The sequence below is a fragment of the Thalassospira sp. MCCC 1A03138 genome (assembly GCF_002115785.1).
GTDB lineage: Bacteria > Pseudomonadota > Alphaproteobacteria > Rhodospirillales > Thalassospiraceae > Thalassospira.
Genome location: NZ_JFJY01000012.1, coordinates 1 through 19,465, shown reverse-complemented (window position 1 = coordinate 19,465; position 19,465 = coordinate 1). Strand labels below are relative to the sequence as shown.

At 53.0% G+C, this 19,465-nt stretch carries 20 protein-coding genes; 10 read left to right on the top strand and 10 right to left on the bottom strand.

Going from position 1 to position 19,465, the window contains the following annotated elements; translation table 11 throughout:
- Nucleotides 1-137: 137 nt before the first annotated feature.
- The 3 genes from TH468_RS19290 (at nucleotide 138) to TH468_RS19280 (ending at nucleotide 2,682) form a co-directional block, all read left to right on the top strand.
- Complete coding sequence (locus TH468_RS19290; RefSeq protein ID WP_085646158.1) at nucleotides 138-1,094, top strand: sugar-binding transcriptional regulator; 957 nt, start codon at nucleotides 138-140, stop codon at nucleotides 1,092-1,094.
- 98 nt (nucleotides 1,095-1,192) lie between these two features.
- Nucleotides 1,193-1,924, top strand: a complete 732-nt coding sequence (locus TH468_RS19285; protein WP_085646157.1) for an SDR family oxidoreductase — start codon at nucleotides 1,193-1,195, stop codon at nucleotides 1,922-1,924.
- Between the two features lie 29 nt (nucleotides 1,925-1,953).
- Entirely contained in the window at nucleotides 1,954-2,682 is a 729-nt protein-coding gene (locus TH468_RS19280; RefSeq protein ID WP_085646156.1) for an SDR family oxidoreductase, read from the top strand.
- 120 nt (nucleotides 2,683-2,802) lie between these two features.
- Here TH468_RS19280 and TH468_RS19275 read toward each other — a convergent pair whose 3' ends face one another.
- The 9 genes from TH468_RS19275 to TH468_RS19235 form a co-directional block, all read right to left on the bottom strand.
- On the bottom strand, nucleotides 2,803-3,147 hold the full coding sequence (locus tag TH468_RS19275; protein ID WP_085646155.1) for a RidA family protein: 345 nt from the start codon (nucleotides 3,145-3,147) through the stop codon (nucleotides 2,803-2,805).
- Nucleotides 3,148-3,166: 19 nt separating this feature from the next.
- Complete coding sequence (locus TH468_RS19270; protein ID WP_085646154.1) at nucleotides 3,167-4,291, bottom strand: FAD-binding oxidoreductase; 1,125 nt, start codon at nucleotides 4,289-4,291, stop codon at nucleotides 3,167-3,169.
- Nucleotides 4,292-4,303: 12 nt separating this feature from the next.
- Nucleotides 4,304-5,692 (bottom strand): NAD(P)/FAD-dependent oxidoreductase, encoded by a 1,389-nt coding sequence (locus TH468_RS19265; protein WP_085646153.1) that lies wholly within the window; start codon nucleotides 5,690-5,692, stop codon nucleotides 4,304-4,306.
- On the bottom strand, nucleotides 5,689-5,988 hold the full coding sequence (locus tag TH468_RS19260) for a (2Fe-2S)-binding protein (RefSeq protein ID WP_085646152.1): 300 nt from the start codon (nucleotides 5,986-5,988) through the stop codon (nucleotides 5,689-5,691). Before TH468_RS19260 ends, TH468_RS19265 begins: the two co-directional genes overlap by 4 nt.
- Nucleotides 5,981-7,087 carry an FAD-binding oxidoreductase gene (locus TH468_RS19255; protein WP_085646151.1) on the bottom strand — a complete coding sequence of 369 codons (1,107 nt, stop codon included), beginning with the start codon at nucleotides 7,085-7,087 and terminating at the stop codon, nucleotides 5,981-5,983. Before TH468_RS19255 ends, TH468_RS19260 begins: the two co-directional genes overlap by 8 nt.
- On the bottom strand, nucleotides 7,084-7,881 hold the full coding sequence (locus TH468_RS19250) for an ABC transporter permease (RefSeq protein WP_085646150.1): 798 nt from the start codon (nucleotides 7,879-7,881) through the stop codon (nucleotides 7,084-7,086). Before TH468_RS19250 ends, TH468_RS19255 begins: the two co-directional genes overlap by 4 nt.
- The gene (locus TH468_RS19245; RefSeq protein WP_085646149.1) at nucleotides 7,878-8,738 is read right to left on the bottom strand and encodes an ABC transporter permease; all 861 of its coding nucleotides are present in this window, start codon (nucleotides 8,736-8,738) and stop codon (nucleotides 7,878-7,880) included. The genes TH468_RS19250 and TH468_RS19245 overlap by 4 nt, the downstream gene beginning before the upstream one ends.
- A complete protein-coding gene (locus TH468_RS19240) occupies nucleotides 8,738-9,802 on the bottom strand; it encodes an ABC transporter ATP-binding protein (protein ID WP_085646148.1) in 1,065 nt (354 codons plus the stop codon). Before TH468_RS19240 ends, TH468_RS19245 begins: the two co-directional genes overlap by 1 nt.
- 77 nt (nucleotides 9,803-9,879) lie before the next feature.
- On the bottom strand, nucleotides 9,880-11,049 hold the full coding sequence (locus TH468_RS19235; protein WP_246832389.1) for an ABC transporter substrate-binding protein: 1,170 nt from the start codon (nucleotides 11,047-11,049) through the stop codon (nucleotides 9,880-9,882).
- Here TH468_RS19235 and TH468_RS19230 point away from each other — a divergent pair.
- Entirely contained in the window at nucleotides 11,033-11,956 is a 924-nt protein-coding gene (locus tag TH468_RS19230) for a LysR substrate-binding domain-containing protein (RefSeq protein ID WP_085646147.1), read from the top strand. The two genes, TH468_RS19235 and TH468_RS19230, sit on opposite strands and share 17 nt — an antisense overlap.
- 89 nt (nucleotides 11,957-12,045) lie before the next feature.
- Here TH468_RS19230 and TH468_RS19225 read toward each other — a convergent pair whose 3' ends face one another.
- Nucleotides 12,046-12,804, bottom strand: coding sequence for a GntR family transcriptional regulator (locus TH468_RS19225; protein ID WP_210402271.1), 759 nt, complete (start codon nucleotides 12,802-12,804; stop codon nucleotides 12,046-12,048).
- A gap of 315 nt (nucleotides 12,805-13,119) precedes the next feature.
- Between TH468_RS19225 and TH468_RS19220 the strand changes: the two genes are divergently transcribed.
- The 6 genes from TH468_RS19220 to araD1 all read left to right on the top strand — a co-directional run bounded on the left by TH468_RS19220 (nucleotide 13,120) and on the right by araD1 (nucleotide 19,405).
- Nucleotides 13,120-14,118, top strand: coding sequence for a TRAP transporter substrate-binding protein (locus tag TH468_RS19220; protein WP_085646146.1), 999 nt, complete (start codon nucleotides 13,120-13,122; stop codon nucleotides 14,116-14,118).
- A gap of 71 nt (nucleotides 14,119-14,189) precedes the next feature.
- Nucleotides 14,190-14,744 carry a TRAP transporter small permease gene (locus TH468_RS19215; protein WP_085646145.1) on the top strand — a complete coding sequence of 185 codons (555 nt, stop codon included), beginning with the start codon at nucleotides 14,190-14,192 and terminating at the stop codon, nucleotides 14,742-14,744.
- A complete protein-coding gene (locus TH468_RS19210) occupies nucleotides 14,741-16,027 on the top strand; it encodes a TRAP transporter large permease (protein ID WP_246832388.1) in 1,287 nt (428 codons plus the stop codon). The genes TH468_RS19215 and TH468_RS19210 overlap by 4 nt, the downstream gene beginning before the upstream one ends.
- Nucleotides 16,024-17,046: a 4-hydroxythreonine-4-phosphate dehydrogenase PdxA gene (locus TH468_RS19205; RefSeq protein ID WP_210402270.1), complete on the top strand. Its 1,023-nt coding sequence runs from the start codon at nucleotides 16,024-16,026 to the stop codon at nucleotides 17,044-17,046. The genes TH468_RS19210 and TH468_RS19205 overlap by 4 nt, the downstream gene beginning before the upstream one ends.
- 188 nt (nucleotides 17,047-17,234) lie before the next feature.
- Nucleotides 17,235-18,407, top strand: coding sequence for an L-rhamnonate dehydratase (locus TH468_RS19200; RefSeq protein WP_085646176.1), 1,173 nt, complete (start codon nucleotides 17,235-17,237; stop codon nucleotides 18,405-18,407).
- Nucleotides 18,408-18,418: 11 nt separating this feature from the next.
- Nucleotides 18,419-19,405, top strand: coding sequence for an AraD1 family protein (gene araD1 / locus TH468_RS19195; RefSeq protein ID WP_085646175.1), 987 nt, complete (start codon nucleotides 18,419-18,421; stop codon nucleotides 19,403-19,405).
- The last annotated feature ends 60 nt before the right edge of the window (nucleotides 19,406-19,465 follow it).

The following is a 19,465-nucleotide window of genomic DNA, read 5'->3' as shown; positions in this document are numbered from 1 at the left end:
TCGCCGGAAGAATGCATATGTAATATATTTGATGCAAGTGAAAATTTTCATTTGTAATTTTTGAATTACATTTGTTAGTTTGCGTGACGTGATGATTGCACAGGGCCAATGTGCGGGGCGACAAGAGGAAATAATTCATGCCAAGAGAACCACTTGAGGATAGCGAAGGTTTCGTGACCGAGGTCTGTTGGCGCTATTACGTGAACGGCCAGACACAGGCGGAAGTCGCGCGTGATATGGGGGTAACCCGCCTGCGTGTTAATCAGGCCATTCAGAAAGCAAAGTCGCTGGGGTTGGTGAAAATCCAGATCGAGTCGCCTTTTGTAACCCGGCTTGAAGCACAAAAACGTTTGGAGCAGGTAGGTGTTGGCAAAGCGCTGGTCGTTCCGGTAGACCATAACAATTATGACTATCACGCCCCTGTTGGCGCGGCACTTGCCCACTATCTGACAACCACGCTCAAGACTGAGCCGTGGAAAAGGATCGGGGTTTCTTGGGGGGTAACATTGCAGCGCGCGATGGAGCGTTTGCCGCGTCATTCCCTGCCGGATCTGGAAATTCTTGCCCTGATGGGTGGGACAGCGGCCGGATCATCCTTTAATGCCTTTAGCATTGCTTCGGGCTTTGCCGAGCGGTTTGACGCCAACTATTCACATCTGGTTGCACCGATTTATCTGCCCGATGATGTGGATAAAGATATTTTCCTCAGCCAGGAAATCTATGCATCCCATATCGAGCGGTGCCTTTCTGCTGATGCAGCCCTTCTGGTCGTGGGGGATGTGTCCGATCTGTCATTTATGGTGAAATATGGTTTGCCAAGGGATCTGACCATGCAGGAATTGCGTGACGCGGGTGCGGTCGGGGATGTTCTGGGCCGTTTTCTTGATGCTGATGGGAACGAGATTGACCATCCGCTAAACGAGCGAACGGTCGGGGTCGACCTAAACGCGCTAGCAGATATTCCCAACAAGATCCTGACGGCGGCGGGCAAGCACAAGGTTCCAATCATTCATGCAGCAATCAAGCGTGGGCTGGTGGATACACTCGTCACAGATGATCTGACCGCAGATATTCTGTTGGAACGCATGACTTAATCAGTGACGCAGTGCATCGCAAAACGAGAAAAACAGCGGTAAACAATAAGCTGGCCATGGTGCAAATTGCGTAATCATTATCAGGGAAACGTCGCTTCATGACCGATACATTCAACGGAAAAACAGTCGTGATCACAGGGGGTGGCAAAGGCATCGGTCGTGCCTGCGCCCATCTTTTGGCTGAACGCGGTGCCTCCGTCATCGCCATGGCCAGAACACAAGGGGATCTTGATGCGCTGAATGCCCAGATCGGGGCGCGCGCGATTCAGGTGGATTTGTCGGACAGCAGGGCGGCGCGCAATGCCATGCAGACAGCGGGGACGGCAGATTTTCTGATCAATTGTGCCGGGACCAATGTCCTTGAAAGTGTGCTTGAGATGACCGATGCGGGGTATGAAACCGTGATGGGCATCAATCTGAGGGCGGCTTTGATTTGTGCGCAGGAATTTGCGCGTGCTCGGGTGAGAGCCGGTGGTGGTGGGGCGATTGTTAATGTGACATCCATTGCCGGGCATCGCGGGTTTGAGGAACATATGTGCTACGCCGCCTCCAAGGCCGGACTGGAAGGCGCGACCCGCGTAATGGCGAAGGAGCTTGGACCGTACGGTATTCGGGTCAATGCCATTGCCCCCACTATTACCATGACCGAACTTGCCGCGACGGCCTGGTCGGATCCGGCCAAAGCCGATCCGATGATGGTTCGTCACCCCCAAGGGCGTTTTGCCGAGGTAGATGACGTTGCCCGTTCGATCATCATGTTGTTGAGCGACGATGCGTCCTTCGTCAGTGGGGCCGTATTGCCCGTCGATGGCGGTTTTCTGGCTGTCTGATCTCACTCATTTCTTATCGGAGACGAATTATGGCTCAATCTCTTCAGGGCAAAGTTGCTGTTGTCACTGGCGCTGCCTCGGGCATCGGTCTTGCTACTACGCGCGCGCTTCTTGAAGCTGGCGCAAAGGTTATTATGGTTGACTACAATAAGGATGCCCTTTCTCAGTTGACGACTGAATTGGGTGCGAATGCTATTGCGCAGCATACCAATCTGCTTGATGCAGAGAGCTGTGCTGCGATGGTTCCCGAAATCCTGCAAAAGGTCGACCATATCGACATTCTGCATTGCAATGCAGGTTCCTATATCGGTGGTGACTTGACCGAAACAGACACCGCAACGATTGACCGGATGCTGAACCTGAACGTCAATGCCGTGATGAAGAATGTTCGTGATGTGATCCCGCACATGCAGGAACGCAAAACCGGTGACATCATTGTGACGGCTTCCGTTGCAGGTCATATGCCGATCCAGTGGGAGCCGGTTTACTCCGGGTCAAAATGGGCAATCACTTGTTTTGTGCAAACCATGCGTCGCCAGCTAAACAAGCACGGCATTCGTGTTGCACAAGTCTCGCCGGGGCCGGTCGTTTCGGCCCTTTTGGCAGACTGGCCCGAAGAAAATCTGCGTAAGGCCAAGGAAAATGGCGCACTGCTTGATCCCGAGGAAGTATCCGATGCGGTGATTTACATGCTGTCGCGCCCGCGTACGGTGACCATTCGCGACATGATCGTATTGCCGACCAACTTTGATATCTAACTTTACGGTTTTGGCACAGGCATCTTGAAATTTCTCGATGTGCCTGTGCCAAAGATTAACATTTGCGTTGCGGCTAACTTGTTAAACTCACCGCGAATTGAAAGATGCTATAGCAGATTGCTATTTGGCTGCAGATACCACGACTTCGATCAGGGTGTTTGCGCCAAGTTCATTGACGCCGATTGTTGCACGAGTTGGCAGAATTTCGCCGGGGAGCCATTCAAGCCACGCTTCGTTCATGCCATCTTTGGCATCGAAATCGGAAATATAAATCATTGCGGTCAGCAGCTTGTCTTTTGAAGATCCGACTTCTGCAAGAAGGGCGTCGATTTTGTTGCAGATTTCTGCGGTCTGGCCTTTCATGTCCTTGGATTTATCGTCGGCAACAAGGCCGCCAAAGTATAAAACGCCATTATATTCGACAACGCGGTGATTGATTTTGGTCTGGATGTGGCGCTTGATCATTGAAATCTCCTTGGTTTGATCAGTGTTTTGTGGTGAAACGTGAAATGTTGAAGGGCTCGATCGGGGCGTTTGTCTCGCCGGTTGCGATCAGTTCCGCCATCAATTCTCCTACCCCCGGCCCCATCTGAAAGCCGTGGGCGGAAAACCCGAAAGCGTGGAACACGTTTTCTTCGGTGGAGGAACGTCCAATGACAGGCATGTCATCGGGCATGCGTCCTTCTATCCCGGACCAAGACCGAACAATTGTTGCCGTTTTCATGACCGGGAAGATGGAAATGGCGGTATCTGCTGTTTGCTTTAGTTTGCCAAACAGCATCTGTGAGCCATTTGTCTCGGGGCTGGCGATGCCACGCAGACCCCCACCGATCACGACTGTGCCATTTTCCATCTGCTTGAATGACAGCGGACGTCCGGTTGCACCGACGACAGCATTGCAGAAACGTGGCATGCGCGCAGTTACGATCATCATGGGGGCGATGGCTTCTACGGGGGCATATTCCCCGAGCTGTTGCGCAAAATTCCCGGCCCATGCGCCAGCACAATTCAGCAGGTATGTACCGGAAAATGTGCCGCGGTCGGTAACCACCCGCCAGTTCTTCCCATCGCGTTGAACTTTCTGTGCACGGGTGTTTTCGTAAAAACGGACACCGAGTTTGACAGCTTTGCGTTGGAAGGCAAAAGTCGTCTGATAGGGCAAGGCAAAACCATCCTCAAGACTGGCCAGACCACCAATACAATGATCGGAAACAGCGGGCAGGTAGTCACGAAGTTCGGCCTGCGACAGGATGGTTTCGTGATGAAAGCCCATGTCATTGAGGACACGAACACGTTCGCGATGTGCTTCCATCTCGTCTTCGGTCTCGGCTACCTTGATCTGGGGGGCTTTTTGAAAGCCGCAATCGTCATCCACAAGGTTGCTGATCTTGTTCCAGATATTCATTGACCGGTCTGAGATCGGTACTTCCGGCAAAAGGCGTCCCAGTCGGCGGACGCCACCAGCATTCACGCCGGATGCGTGGCGACCAGCCGTATCCTTTTCGATCACGATAACCGAAAGACCGCGCAGGGCGGCATGCAGGGCTGCTGAGCAGCCATGGATGCCGCTGCCGATGACGACCAGATCGGCAGTTGATGGGGTGCTCATCGTTGATGCCCCTTACAGTGGAGTGTGGCGGGTAGGTTCTGATTCGATGGATGCCAGTTCCGACAACGCCAAAGGTTTTAGAGGCGGCCGAATACGGTAATAGTCGATTTCTTTGATATCTTTCTGGCGATGTTCTGCGATGATTGTTGCCACAGTCGTTCCACACATCCGGCCCTGACAAGGCCCCATACCGCATCGTAAATAGGATTTGACCTGATTGGGACCAGGTGCCCCAAGATCGACAGCATGGCGGATTTGTCCGGCAGAGATTTCTTCGCACCGGCACACCATGACATCATCTGCAGGGACTATGTTTTCAGGTGAGGGAGCGTACAAAGTCTCCAGAAACGGGCGAACTGCTGCGTCCTGTGCCAGTTGCACCTGTATTGCACGCTGTTCGAGCCGGGTATCCCGGCCATTCTTTTCAGCTATGCGCATGGCCACTAGTCGTCCGCGCAGTACGGCAGACACAGCGCCACCGATCCCGGCACCATCACCCGCAACAAAGACACCTTCGACTGAGGTTTCAAATCGGTCGTCAAGGGCCGGGACAAAACATTGCTGGCTTTCGTGCCAATGATGTTCACATCCCAGTAGACGGGTGATCTGCTGATTTGGGATGACGCCCTGATGCAACCCTACACCGGTTGTCTCAATGCGGTGCTGCTTGCCTTTCGATAGGAAACGGACAGCTTCAACCTTATTGGTGCCTTCGACCACAATGCTGCTTGCATCGCCATAAACCGGGACGCCTGCCTTGCTCAGGCGTCGCATCATGGAGAGTCCTTTTCGTAAATAGGAAAAGGCTTTCAATGCTTTGGGAAGGTGACGTGCTGCCTTCAGAAGTTGGCCAGACGGTACCGTTTCAACGATGGCTCTTGGCGCGTTTCCGGCTTTTAGCATTTGGTCAGCGACAAGATACAAAAGCGGTCCACTGCCTACGAGGACGACATCGTCATTGATCGCGCCCTGTGCCTTAAGGAGAACCTGCAAGGCGCCAGCAGTTGTTACCCCGGGCAGCGTCCAGCCCGGCATCGGTGTTGGGCGTTCAATGGCGCCGGTGGCAATGATGAGAGAGCCAGCGGTAACTTGTGCAGACCCTTTGCCTGCAATTGAGTAGTGGATTTGCAGTCCGGCATCGATATTCCAGACTGTTGCCGCCGCGACATATTCCGCGCTGCAGGCCCGAAAATCTGCTGCCAGGCTGCGACCAGAGACATATTCCGGGCCGAGGAGAGCGGCACGTTGATCAGGTACGGTTTCAATCGATCGATAAATTTGCCCGCCTGGTGCTGGATTTTCATCCAGAATAATTGTGCTTAGGCCGTTTCGGGTTGCCTCGATGGCTGCCGCCATTCCTGCCGGGCCGGCACCGATAATTGCAACATCATGGGTTTTCATCGGGTTGCCTCCTCAAATGCGGCTTTCTGCACGCGGATTTTCATGCCGTCTTCAGCCAGTGTCATGCAGGCTTGGCGGTTGGGAGTGCCGTCGATCTCGACAAGGCATTCAAAACACACGCCCATCAGACAGAATGGTCCTCGATCTTCCCGGGTGACGCTTGATTCCCGGAATTTCCCATGACCGGCAAGCATCAGGGCTGCGGCGACGGTTTCGCCTTTCTCGACGGTGATGGTCTGACCTTCGAATTCGATATGGATCGGATTTCTGATTTCGGTCATTACGCGCTTAAACATTGAATCTCTCCGCAGAGAACACTGACATGTAGTCTTCCAGGTGGCCCGCAGCTATCATCGGGGCCAGGTTCATGGCGTGTGCACCTGCCAGGGTTACGCCGGAATGGCAGTTGACGGTAAAGGCTCCCGGATGGGTTTCAGACTGTTCGTAGATCGGACAGCCATCCGGTGTCATGACCCGCAGGGCAGCCCATGAGCGCACCACACGCAGATCTTTTAAAAATGGGAATGTACGGATCGCCCTATCGGCGATATCCGCCATAATGGCCGACTTGGAACTGGTGTCGAACCCGACATCCTCGTGGCTATCACCGAGCAGAAACGATCCTTCGGCGGCCTGTCTGACAAAAGTGGTCGGGATGGATAGGGTCGCGGTCGGTGCTGCTCGTTCAGTGACGAGGATTTGACCCTTAAGCGGATTGACCGGCACATTCAGGCCGACCATCTTGCCAAGGGGACGGTTGCCCAATCCGGCGGCAAGAACGACCTTGTTCGCCCGGTGTGTGGAAACGGGCGTCCTGACAACAAAATCATTGCCGTCGCGTTCGATGAACTCGGCACGTGCGCCGGAATGATATACACCGCCGAGTTGCTGAAATCTGCTGTGCAGGGCACGCAATAAATATAGCGGGCTGGCATGTCCGTCATGCGGAGACCAACTGCCCCCGACGACATCGTTGCCAAGGCCGGGCAGAATGTCATCAAGTTGCTTGCGATCCAGTATCCTGGCCCCGTATTCGGGGCCATGGATATTGTGCATGCGCCTGATCAGGTCGGAATGGGTTTCAAGCGCTTCATCGGACAGGCAAAGATGGACGCCGCCTTTCTTGAAGTAATTTACATCCACTCCGGTTTCAGCGCGCAGATCTTCGGCAAGATCAGGCCAGACTTCGGTGGAACCACGGGTCCAGCGTGAATATTCGGGCATGTCGCTGCCCTTGCCCTGAAACCAGACAAGGCCAAAATTTCCGCGAGATGCTCGAAACGCGATGTCTCCTTCGTCGATGATCTCGACCGTTTGACCAAGGCGCACGAGACCATAGGCGACAGCAGCACCAACAAGGCCGCCGCCCACAACAATAGTATCGACAGACTTCATTTGGTCTCTCCCATCAGAAGACGATCAAGCCCATAGAAGCGATTGATCAATAGCATCAGGGCAACGGTGAACAGAATGACGACAGTCGATACCGATGCGATAAGCGGGTCTGTGGTCTGTGTGATATGTGAGAACAGGCGTACCGGGAGAGTGGTGGTCGAGGGATTGACGATAAAGACCGTTACCGTCAGTTCGTCGAAGCTGGTGATAAAGGCCAGTACCCAGCCGCCGACAATGCCGGGCATGATCAGAGGCATCGTTATTCGGCGGAAAACGGTCCAGTTCGATGCGCCAAGTGATATCGCAGCTTTTTCAATGGAGCGGTCCATCCCGACTACGGAAGACAATACAAGTCGAAGAACGAACGGCGTGATGATGATCGCGTGACACAGCACGAGGCCAACAAAGGTTCCGTTGAGTTCGAGAACACTAAGCAGACGGAGAAATGCGATGCCCAGAACGACAGTCGGAACAGTAAGCGGAGACAGGAACAGGGCCTGAAGTGCTTCGCGACCCGAGAATTTTTCGCGACCAATTGCCAGTGCAGCGGGAACCGCGACGATGGTGGAGACAGTTGCGGAGGCAATACCGAGTTTCAGGCTGACCCATGCGGCATCAATAAAATCGGGATTATCAAGAATGGCTGCAAACCAGCGCAGAGACAGGCCGCTTGGCGGAAATTCAAGGTAGCCAGTCGGTGTGAAGGAAACACCAATCACAACGACCAGAGGGCCGACCATAAAGAGCGTGAACAGGGCATTGAACAGGAGCGAATATCTTCCGTTGCTGATCATTCGAAAACTCCCGTGTAACGCTTCTCGATCAGTCGGTTCCAGCTCAACATGATCACAAGGACCGACGCCAGTAGCAGTACGGCAATTGCCGCACCGAGAGGCCAGTTCAGCGTATTTAGAAATTCGTCATATACAGTTGTTGAAACGACCTTTACGCGACGCCCGCCCAAGATTGCTGGTGTTGCAAAAGCGCTGGCCGATAGGGAAAAGACAATCAGCGATCCAGAGAGAATGCCGGGCATGGCTTGTGGCAGGACGATACGGGTAAAGACTTTGACGGGGGATGCGCCAAGGGACTCTGCGGCCTGCTCAGCAGACGGATCTCTTCGTTGAAGTGCAGCCCAAACCGCGATGATCATGAACGGGATCATTACATGGACCAGTGCTGCGACAATTCCGCCGGATGTGTAAAGCATTTTGACCGGAGACGTGATCAGGCCAAGACTTTGAAGCAGTTCATTAATAACGCCATTGTTGCCAAGCAGAATAGCCCAGCCCAAAGTCCGGACAACGACCGAGATCAGCAGTGGCCCAAGCACGACCAGCAACATGATTGACCTTGCAAGAGGTCGCATTCGAAGAAGGATGTAGGCTTCGGGAACTCCAAGGAGCACGCAGAAAACGGTTGTGATCAAGGCGATCAAAAACGTTCGAAGAAATATCTCGTAGAAATAACTGTCTCCGAGAACTTCGATGTAATTACCAAAGGTGTATACGTCCTCAATCCCGCCATAAAACGAGAAGCTGTTGAAGCTGAGCATGAAGGTCATGACGAGTGGGATCAGAAGCAGGACCAGAAAGAGAACAAATGCCGGACCACTTAAAAGCCAGGGCTTCATGTTTTGGGGGCTTTTCATTAGGCACTCTCCCGGCTTGCGGGCAGAATCTGTAGGTGTTCGGGCTGCCAGACAATGAAGACATTTTCGCCGGGTTCTGCTTCGCGTCGACCGCGATTACGCCGGACGACAAGGAGTTCTCCAAGTTTTGTCTCCAAACGGAACAACCATTGGTCGCCAAGGAATATGCGTTCAAGAACCTTGGCTTCTGTGTGGCCATCACTGCTCTCGACAATATCAATGCGCTCCGGGCGCAGGGATGCCATCACATCACCGGGTAAAAGATTTACCGATGGGCCGCTGACTTCAATGCCGTTTATCACAAGGGTGCTGGCAGTGCCTGTTGTGGAAACCAGGCGGGCATTCAAACAATTCGTTTTGCCAAGGAAGTTTGAAATGAATGTGGATTTGGGGGTCTCATAGGTGTCGAATGGCGTACCAAGTTGCATCAGGCGACCACTCTGCATCACGGCAATACGGTCACTTAATGCCATTGCCTCGGATTGATCGTGTGTCACCAGCAATGTCGTAACGCCAGCCTCTTGCTGGATACGGCGTAATTCAAGCTGCATTTCTTCGCGGAGCTTTGCATCCAGGTTAGAAAGCGGTTCATCAAGGAGCAGCAATTCCGGCTCAATAACCAAGGCACGCGCAAGGGCAACACGTTGTCGCTGACCACCAGACATTGCTTTTGGTAAGCGTTTTGCCAGATGGGAGAGTTTGACCAGATCAAGGGCTGCTGCCACTTTCTGGCGTCGGTCTGGCTCGGGTATGCCTCGCATTTCCAACCCGAAAGCAACGTTCTGTTCAACCGTCATATGAGGAAACAGGGCATATGTCTGAAAAACGATACCTAATCCGCGTTTTCGGGCCGGTATTTTCGCCAGATTCCGACCATGGAGAATGATGCTTCCGGATGTTGGTTGCTCAAAACCGGCAATCATCTGCAAAGTGGTTGTCTTGCCGCAACCGGATGGGCCTAGCAGCGATACAAATTCGCCGCGCTCAACTGTCAGGGAAAAATCCTCGACGGCTGTTGTCTCTGAAAAACGTTTGGTCAACGCCTTGATCTCAAGAAAAGACATTTCTTTCTCATATCGCGTGAGGAGGGCCGGGATCGGGAGGAGGGGCTGAGGGCGGGATGCACACAGCCCCAGGGATGTTAGCGTTCGACTTCACGTGCCCAGCGCTTTGTCCATTCTTCACGCGCGGGATTGATCACATCCCAGTCAACGGCGATCAGTTTGCCAATTTGTTCCGGTCCGTATGGCAGCACAGATGCCAGTTCATCAGGAAGAACTGTCTGATTATTGACGGGACCTGAACCCATTGCATCGGCGAGACGAACCTGAATTTCGGGTTCAAGGAGATAATCAATAAAGGCAGCAGCCTCTTCTGGAGCATTGCTATCAACCACCGGGCATGCCGCAAGCATCAGGGCAACAGCGCCTTCCTTTGGATAGGCGAATTTGGCAGGGAAGCCGGTGTCAGCCAAGGATTTGGTACGACCAGAGCCCCAGATTGAAAGAACGACTTCCTTGGACTGGAAAAGTTCAGATGCTTTGCCGGAAGAAGGTTCGAAGACCAGAACATTCGGAGCGACTTCGTCGGCCATGACTTCGAAGCCCGGGTCAATGTCGTTTTCGCCACCACCATTCAGGCGCGCCATCATGACCAGTGTATGCAGTCCATAAGTGTTCGATATGGGGGGAATAGTAAGGATCTGGCTGTATTTTTCGTCCTTGAGATCTTCCCAGCTTGAGGGAGGATTCCAGCCTTTTTCTGCAAAATATTCGGTGTTGTAGGTGAAGCCGGTTGCGACAAAGCCAATGCCAATAGAATTGGGACCGAGTTTGGCAATGTCATAGACGTTGTCCAGTACCGGGCTCTGTTTCATCGGAGCACAGAATCCCAGCGCGTCGGCTTGATACATGGGTCCATCGTCAAGAATGACGACATCAAGTTCCTGATTATCTTTCTGAGCCTGCAGTCTGGCCAGATTCTCGGTTGAGTTTCCCGGAACAAAGCGAATTTCAACGTCATGTTTTGCTTCGAATTCAGGAATAATCAGTTCCTTCATCAAAGTTTCGAATGATCCGCCATAACCACCGACGGTTAGAATTTTGCTTTCCGCCTGTGCAGATCCCATCGCCAAAAGCGATGCGCCTGCCGCAAGTGCTGCCACTAGATGTTTCATTGTGTGAATTCCCTGATGGATGAGACTATTTTTTTTATCCATCATTAGTGGAAGGCGGTTGCGCATAATATACAAATGATATTTATTGGGTTCAGTATTCCAAAAGGTTATATGAAAGATGGCTAAGGCCAACATTCGACAGATCGAAGCATTCAATGCAGTGATGAAAGTAGGTTCTGTAACCAAAGCGGCAGAAACGCTTTTCGTCAGCCAGCCAGCGGTTACCAAGCTTTTGAAATCGTTCGAGGAAAGTTGTGGTTTCGATCTGTTCTCACGAAGCACCGGGCGTCTCGTTCCGACACCGGAGGCCAAACAGCTTTACACCGAAACGCACAAACTTTTGGCAGGTGTGATTCGTGTTGAAAAAACAGCCAGATCAATTCGGAATCTGGAACGTGGAGAGGTGGCTTTGGTCGCTTTTCCCGCAATAAGTATGCAACTGATTCCCCGTGAAGTGGCGAAGTTGATCAAGACTCGGGAGGGTGTCAATTTCACTCTTTTGACCCGTACTTCGCGTAGTATCGAGGATGCCTTGATCACACGTTCCGCCGATTTCGGTCTTTCTCTGGTGCCATCGGATAACCCGGCTCTCAAATGTGAAAAGTTTGCAGAGCTTTCCATGGTTTGCGGCCTGCCCAGTGACCATCCTTTGGCTGGTAATAATGTCGTGTCTCTAAAGGATTTACAGGAGGCCCCGTTGGTGGCTTTGGGGCGAGACGATTTGTCGTTTTCGATCATAAGTTCCGCATTTTCACGGCTTGGAATTTCCATGCGCCCGGTTGCAGAGGTTCAAATGTCTGAGGCGGCGTGTGCTATGGTGAGTGCGGGCTACGGCGTTACGATTGTCTCGTCTCTTGCGTCTTTCGGGCCTTGGGATAAGGGGATTGCATTTCGACCCCTGTTGGAGCCAATCAAGTCGACAATTTGGCTGGTAACGCCAAAATTTGCGGAATTATCCAAGATAGCAAGTGAGCTGATGGAGACGATCCGTATTGCAATTCTTCAACATGAAGAGAGAGCCACATCGATACATAAAATTTAGAATCTGCATTTTATTGATTGCAGCCAAAAAAGAAGGCCCCCGCTTTCGCGGGAGCCAGTTCCAGCAGTGCCGGTTCGTGTGTTTCTGGATTAATCGTTATCGTGATGATCTGCGGTGCCGACTTGACCGTCTTCGCTGACTTTGATCCAGGTGCTGCCGAGGTGGTTGCGCATCAGGTCATTCAGTTTGACGGCATCACGACTTTCAATAGCTTTTAAAATTTCCTCATGCTCGCTAATCGCGGTTGGCCATTTTGTATTGCGCATGTTGGATCGATAACGGATGCGATAAAGTCGCGCATTCATGCGTTCATGGGTTTCAATCAGCAATGGATTTCCCGATGCCATTACAAGGGCGCGGTGAATCCGCTGGTTGAGTTTGAAATAGGCGAGGCGGTCCTTGCGGGCAAAGGCGGCAAGCATTTCGTAATGCAGGGCACGGATTTCGTCGATTTCTTCATCGGTCGCGCGTTTGCAGGCCAGTTCCCCGGCAAGACCTTCGATCCCGCCGAGAAATTCAAGCATGTGCTTGACGTCTTCGGGGCTTGGATTTGCCGCAATCGCACCGCGTGAAGGCAGAAGTTCGACAAGGCCGTCAACGGCCAGAATCCGCAAGGCTTCGCGCAGAGGGGTGCGCGATATATTAAGCTGTTGAGCCAATGTGCGTTCGCGGATCGGTTTGCCCGGCGGAATGATGTCTTGCACGATCATGTCGCGCAGGACATTTGCTGCCTGTTGGGCTAGCGGCAGGTCGCTGTTCTCCGAGATGTTTGCGAGTGGTGCATCGACAATCGGCTCGTAGGTGTCGAGGTCGGATTCTGATCCGGCGTTTAGCGTGATGTTACTCAAACCATTCTTCCCTGCGTATCGTCATTGCGCAAACTATAGGATGCGTAATGAATGAGAGCAAGGTGAAAATGGTATACCAAAAAATATGGTATACCATTTGGAGGTGGAAGAGAGTGGGCCTCATTGGTGGTGATTTCTCATAAGTAATTGTTTTATATTAAATTTTATGATTTTTTGTCAATGGGTCCGGGTCTGCGGTGATTTTTTGTTGACTCTCGGTATCTTCAATATGGTATACCAAAATTAAGCACGGCAAAGATCGTGCGTTCCCAGCTACCGGTGAACAGCGAAATAGATATAAATCGGGAGGAATACATGACCCACACAGGTCGTATCCGTAAATTTGTCGCTGCCGTAACATTTGGCAGCATCACGTCCATGTCCGCACTCGCAACTGCAAATGCTGCAGACGAGATCGTATTTGCCATCAGTGCCGAGCATGGTTCGCTTCAGGCGAATACTGCGGCTGAGTTTACCCGTCTTGCCAATGAGCGACTTGGTGACAAGGCAACGGTGAAGCTTTTTGACTCTGCCCAGCTGGGCAAGGACAAAGAGCTGATGCAGCGCCTGAAGCTTGGCACGGTGCAGATTACTTTGCCGTCGTCGACCATGCCGACCATTGCAGACAAATTTGCCCTTTTTGATTTGCCGTTCCTTGTGAAGGATCGTGACCAATTGGCAAAAATCGAAGAGTCTGTTTTCTGGCCGACCGTCGCCCCGCAGGCAGAAGAGGCCGGTTACAAAATCCTTGCTCTTTGGGAGAACGGTTTCCGTCAGATCACCAACAATGCGCGTCCGATCAATGTTCCGGCCGATCTTGATGGTATCAAGTTACGCACGCCGCAGTCCGAATGGCGTGTTGCCATGTTCTCGAGCTATGGTGCGAACCCGACACCGATGGCCTTTTCCGAAGTTTTTGTCGGGCTTCAGACCGGTGTCATTGATGGTCAGGAAAATCCGCTGACCAACATCGAGGCTGCCAAGCTTAACGAAGTGCAGAAATACCTGACGCTTTCGGGGCATATCTATTCGCCGTCTTATCCGACCATGTCGGTTACGGTCTATAACGACCTTGATCCGGAAGTTCGCGACATTCTGGTCAATACCGCGCGCGAAGTGGCCCTTTGGTCGCGTGATGCCGGTGCGAAGGCTGACAAAGCGCTGCTTGATGAGCTGACAGCAGGCGGTATGGAAGTCAATACGGCGGATCGTGCCGCCTTTGTTGAAGCTTCCAAGCCGATCTATGACAAGTTCGCATCCGAAATTGATGGCGGCAAGGCACTGGTTGATGCCGCCCTTGCGACTGCAGACTAAATCGGGCGGGGGCAACCATCCGTCTGGTTGCCCCGCATTTTCTTCCTTCGTTTTCCTTAGGAGAGAACGCGATGCAGTTCGCAGCAGTTCTGTTCCGGCGTACACTGGAAGTCTTTACCATGACATTGATCACGTTTCTGGCGTTGATCGTGATCCTGGCAGTGATCTTCCGCTATAGCGGTTATTCCCTGGTCTGGTATGACGAAGTGGCTTCGGTGATGCTGGCCTGGATTACCTATTACGGTGCCGCTCTTGCCGCTGTGCGCCGATCCCACCTTAGTTTCTCTGGCGTGCTTCTTGCCCTGCCTCTGACCCTGCGCAAGATCGTCTTTCTGATGGGCGAAGCCATCGTCATTGCGATGTTTGCTACAATGGCGTGGGCCGGCTGGTTTGTTCTTCAGATCATGGGGGGCGAAACCCTGATTTCGTTGCCCTGGGTTGGCTTGCAATTCACTCAATCGGTCATTCCGGTCGGCTGTGCGCTGTTCGTGATTGGTCAATTGCTGAGTTTGCCGGAAGCATGGCAGCGCATGGTGACGGCACTTGATGTCGAAACCGAAGAAATGAACCACGAAATTGCCAAGGCGCAGAAAAGCGATGCGCCGTTCAATGAAAGGGCAGCATGATGGCCGTTTCAGTCATTCTTCCTTTGATGTTTTTCCTGGTCTTTATGGGGGTTCCGATTGCGGTATCCATCGGTGCGGCTGCACTGGTGGGGGTCTATTCCCTGCATGGAGTTCCGGGTTTCTACAATGCCGCACTTGCCCTGTTTGATGGTGCGACCAGCTTTCCCCTGATTGCGATCCCGCTCTTCATTCTGGCGGGCGCATTGATGAACACCTCGTCGATTTCGCGTCGGCTGATCGACTTCGTTTCGGCCCTGATCGGGTTCATGCGTGGCGGTCTGGCGATGGTCAATATCGGTGTGTCGTTATTCTTTGCCGAAATTTCGGGTTCTGCGGTGGCGGATGTTGCCGCGACCGGTTCGGTCCTGATCCCTGGCATGAAGCGCAAGGGATATAAAGGCACCTTTGCGGCTGCGGTAACGTCGTCTTCGGCATCCCTTGCGATCATTATCCCGCCTTCAATTCCCATGATCCTTTATGGGGCGCTTTCGGATACCTCGATTGTGCAACTGTTTGTTGCCGGTGTCGTGCCGGGCCTTCTGGGGGCATTCGGGTTGATGTGTGTCAGCTATTACTTTGCGGTAAAATATGACATTCCGCGTGATGAACGTTTTGATCTGGCGCGCGTTCGCAAAACCTTCCGTGAGGCGGCCTGGGCGCTGACCCTGCCATTCATCATTCTGGGCGGTATTTTCGGCGGGTTGGTAACAGCGACCGAAGGAGCTGGCCTGGCGGTGGTTGCCGCGGTTGTGATCGGGGCTTTCATCTATCGGGAACTTGATTTTGCGATGTTCCTTGATGCCCTGCGCGAAGGGATCAACCAGACAGCAACCGTGATGCTGCTGGTCGCGACCTCGGCTGTGCTGGGTCTTTATCTGACCGAGGAAGGTCTGCCGCAGATGCTGGCTGCGGCGATCACCGGATTTACCAATGATCCGTTCGTTGTGCTGATGCTGCTTAATGTGCTTTTGCTTGTTCTTGGCTGCATATTGCACGGTGCTGCTGCGATCATTCTGGTGGTGCCGATTGTCTTGCCGCTGATCCAGCAGGTCGGGATTGATCCCGTGCATTTTGGCATCATTCTTACCCTTAATCTTGCCATTGGTCAGCAGACCCCGCCCGTCGCCAGTGTGCTGGTGACATCCTGTTCGATTGCCAAAACCGATATCTGGGAAACGACCAAGGTTAATGTGCCTTTCATCGGCGTGCTGTTCGCTGTGCTGATGGCGGTCACGTACCTGCCCTTCATTCCCATGACGCTTGTGGAGTTCTTTTATAGATGACTGTTAATGTGAAACCGCGTCTGGCGGTAATCCCCGGCGACGCCAACGGTATTGGTCCGGAATTGCTTCTGCGTCTTCTGTCGCGCAGTGATATTCGCGAAAGGGCGGATGTGGTGGTGATTGGCGACAAATGCCTGATTGAACGCGGCCGCAAGGATTCCGGTCTTGATATCACTCTGGCAGCAGTCAAGGATCTCCCGGCAAGCTGGCCGAAAGATGCCTATCCCTATATCGAAACATCATTTTTCGATCCGGATCAGATCAAACCCGGTGTGGTCGATGCCAAATCCGGTGCGGCAAGTCTACGCACGCTTGACGTCGCCCTTGACCTTGCACGTGACGAAAAAGTTGATGGCATTTTGTTCATGCCGTTCAACAAGGAAGCCATGATCCGTGGTGGCATGGGTCATGAGGACGAACTGCATTATATGGCCGAGCATATTGGTCATGATGGTCCGGTCTGTGAGTTCAACACCATGGAAGGCATGTGGACCAGCCGCGTGACCAGCCATATTGCACTGGCACGTGTCGTGGAAAACATTTCGGTCGACCGGATTGTTGATGCGGTTCGACTGATTACCGATGCTCTTGTCGCCAACGGGATCGATCAGCCACGGGTTGGTGTTGCTGCTCTTAACCCGCATGCGGGCGATGGCGGGAATTTTGGTCGCGAGGAAATCGACATTATCGCGCCAGCGGTAGAGAAGGCCAAAAGCCTTGGACTTCCGGCGGATGGGCCATGGCCGGCCGACACCATCTTCCTAAAGGCGCAAGCCGGGGAACTTGATGCGATTGTCACCATGTATCACGACCAGGGGCAGATCGCGATAAAGCTTCTGGGCTTTGATCGTGGTGTGACCGTGCAGGGGGGGCTTCCGATCCCGGTTGCAACGCCTGCGCATGGTACGGCTTACGACATCTCCGGCCTTGGCAAAGCCAATGTCGGGGCGACCTTGGCGGCATTTGAAATTGTCGCAAGAATGGCGGGAAGCCGACGTCAGGCCCGATTGGCCGCCTGACGATCAGTACCTGATTGTTTTTGCCGTCGGACGGGTTGCGTTCTCCCTGCGCACCCGGCCCGCGGCAAGGTTCTTATCAAAAATTCTGGTTCGATCCGGAGACCGCCCAGGACATGTGTCTTGTGTGAACGTCACCGCTTTGTTCGAAAGCCCGATTTGCGGGCACTCCATCTGAAAGGATGATTGCGATGAAAATCAAAAGTATCCGCACACGTGTGTTGCGCTGGAACGGTAAAACCGTCGCCCCGCAGGCCAATTTCTGTACCAATGCATCCGATGCACTTTTTGAGCGCGGCGACAGCATGGGATCCTTCCGGTTCCATGAATGGCTGATCTGTGAAGTTGAAACTGATAACGGTCTTGTCGGTATTGGTAATGCGGCACTCGCACCGACGATCACCAAGCAAATCATTGATACCTATCTTGCGCCGCTGGTGATTGGCGAAGACCCGTTCGATAATGAATATCTGTGGCAGAAAATGTATCGCCGTACCCATGCGTGGGGCCGTAAAGGCGTTGGTATGGTGGCGATTTCGGCGATTGATATCGCGATCTGGGACATCATGGGCAAGGCAACCGGCAAACCGGTATTCAAGTTGCTTGGTGGTAGAACCAAGGAGCAGATTCCTGTCTATGCGTCCAAGCTTTATGGTCAGTCGATTGATGCACTTGCCAAAGAGGCCCAGAGTTATGTCGATCAGGGTTTTGATATGGTCAAGATGCGCTTTGGCTGGGGGCCGAAAGATGGTCCCGCAGGCATGCGCAAGAACCTTGATCTGGTCAAAACCGTACGCGAAGTCATCGGTCCGGATCGTGATCTGATGCTGGAGTGTTACATGGGCTGGAACCTTGAGTATACCAAGCGCATGTTGCCCAAACTGGCAGAATTCGAGCCCCGTTGGCTTGAAGAGCCGGTGATTGCCGATGATCTTGCGGGCTATGCCGAACTGAACAACATGAACATCGTGCCGATTTCCGGCGGTGAGCATGAATTCACGAATTTCGGATTCAAGACGCTGTTGGATATGAATGCACTTAGCGTCATTCAATATGACACCAACCGTGTTGGCGGTATTACCGCCGCCCAAAAAATCAATGCACTGGCAGAAGCCTATCAGGTGCCGGTCATTCCGCATGCCGGTCAGATGCATAACTATCACCTGACGATGGCGAACCTGAACTGCCCGATATCGGAATTCTTCCCGGTCTTTGATGTCGAGGTCGGAAACGAACTGTTCTACTACGTCTTCAAAGGCGACCCGGTGCCAAAGAACGGCTTCATTGATCTTGATGATGATCTGCCCGGTCTGGGGCTTGAAATCGCCGAGGATGCGCTTGGTGAATTCGAGATCATCGAATAGGGGCCATGATCATGCGTTTGGTTCAATTCATTGCCGAAAACGGCAAGCGACGGGTTGGCGTTGTTGATGGTGACAAAGTCGCCCCGCTGGCCGGGGTGGATACGGTTCGCGATCTGGCAGCAATTGCCATCGACCGGGGCATGACCATGATCGAAGCGGCGGAATGCCGCTTCGATGAGGCCCGCGAAAGCTATGATGTGATTGCATCTGCAGGGCGGTTGCTGTCGCCGATTGATCATCCCGATCCTGCCCATCTTCTGGTGACGGGAACCGGTTTGACCCATTTGGGATCGGCATCGGCACGGGCAAATATGCATCAGGCCGCCAGTAAGGCCGCAGATGAAACAGACTCAATGAAGATGTTCCGAATGGGGCTTGAGGGCGGAAAGCCGCCTTCGGGTGAAAAGGGCATTCAGCCCGAATGGTTTTACAAAGGCGATGGTTCGATCATTGCGGCACCTGGCGATGATATCCCAAGTCCGTCTTTTGCCCTTGATGGCAGCGAGGAGCCGGAAATTGCCGGGGTCTATATCAATGATCCTGATGGCTTTCCGGTGCGCATCGGTTTTGTGATCGGGAATGAATTTTCCGATCATGTGATGGAGCGGCAGAACTATCTGTATCTTGCTCATTCCAAGCTTCGCGCCTGTGCCATTGGGCCTGAATTATTGCTTGGTGACCTGCCGGGGCATGTCGAAGGGGTTTCACGGGTATATCGTGACGGTGGCATTCTGTGGGAGAAGCCGTTTGTCAGCGGGGAAGAGAACATGTCTCATTCCATCGACAATCTGGAATATCACCATTTCAAATATGATCTTTTCCGGCGCCCGGGGTACATCCATCTGCATTTCTTTGGAACGGCGACGCTCAGTTTTGCCGATGGCATTCAAACCCGCGACGGGGATGAATTCGAAATCGAGGCAAAGCCTTTCGGGCGCGCGTTGCGCAACCGTCTTGCGGTGAAGCCAGAAGAGCCGGTTAAAGTCCGCGTGATCTGATCAAGCAAACGGAGAATTTGATGTCCTATAACCTGACAGGAAAACATCTGATTGCCGGCG

Coding starts and splice junctions, on each gene's coding strand:
- TH468_RS19290 (WP_085646158.1), top strand. CDS start 138: ATGCCAAGAGAACCACTTGAGGATAGCGAAGGTTTCGTGACCGAGGTC.
- TH468_RS19285 (WP_085646157.1), top strand. CDS start 1,193: ATGACCGATACATTCAACGGAAAAACAGTCGTGATCACAGGGGGTGGC.
- TH468_RS19280 (WP_085646156.1), top strand. CDS start 1,954: ATGGCTCAATCTCTTCAGGGCAAAGTTGCTGTTGTCACTGGCGCTGCC.
- TH468_RS19275 (WP_085646155.1), bottom strand. CDS start 3,147: ATGATCAAGCGCCACATCCAGACCAAAATCAATCACCGCGTTGTCGAA.
- TH468_RS19270 (WP_085646154.1), bottom strand. CDS start 4,291: ATGAGCACCCCATCAACTGCCGATCTGGTCGTCATCGGCAGCGGCATC.
- TH468_RS19265 (WP_085646153.1), bottom strand. CDS start 5,692: ATGAAAACCCATGATGTTGCAATTATCGGTGCCGGCCCGGCAGGAATG.
- TH468_RS19260 (WP_085646152.1), bottom strand. CDS start 5,988: ATGTTTAAGCGCGTAATGACCGAAATCAGAAATCCGATCCATATCGAA.
- TH468_RS19255 (WP_085646151.1), bottom strand. CDS start 7,087: ATGAAGTCTGTCGATACTATTGTTGTGGGCGGCGGCCTTGTTGGTGCT.
- TH468_RS19250 (WP_085646150.1), bottom strand. CDS start 7,881: ATGATCAGCAACGGAAGATATTCGCTCCTGTTCAATGCCCTGTTCACG.
- TH468_RS19245 (WP_085646149.1), bottom strand. CDS start 8,738: ATGAAAAGCCCCCAAAACATGAAGCCCTGGCTTTTAAGTGGTCCGGCA.
- TH468_RS19240 (WP_085646148.1), bottom strand. CDS start 9,802: ATGTCTTTTCTTGAGATCAAGGCGTTGACCAAACGTTTTTCAGAGACA.
- TH468_RS19230 (WP_085646147.1), top strand. CDS start 11,033: ATGGCTAAGGCCAACATTCGACAGATCGAAGCATTCAATGCAGTGATG.
- TH468_RS19235 (WP_246832389.1), bottom strand. CDS start 11,049: ATGTTGGCCTTAGCCATCTTTCATATAACCTTTTGGAATACTGAACCC.
- TH468_RS19220 (WP_085646146.1), top strand. CDS start 13,120: ATGACCCACACAGGTCGTATCCGTAAATTTGTCGCTGCCGTAACATTT.
- TH468_RS19215 (WP_085646145.1), top strand. CDS start 14,190: ATGCAGTTCGCAGCAGTTCTGTTCCGGCGTACACTGGAAGTCTTTACC.
- TH468_RS19210 (WP_246832388.1), top strand. CDS start 14,741: ATGATGGCCGTTTCAGTCATTCTTCCTTTGATGTTTTTCCTGGTCTTT.
- TH468_RS19205 (WP_210402270.1), top strand. CDS start 16,024: ATGACTGTTAATGTGAAACCGCGTCTGGCGGTAATCCCCGGCGACGCC.
- TH468_RS19200 (WP_085646176.1), top strand. CDS start 17,235: ATGAAAATCAAAAGTATCCGCACACGTGTGTTGCGCTGGAACGGTAAA.
- araD1 (WP_085646175.1), top strand. CDS start 18,419: ATGCGTTTGGTTCAATTCATTGCCGAAAACGGCAAGCGACGGGTTGGC.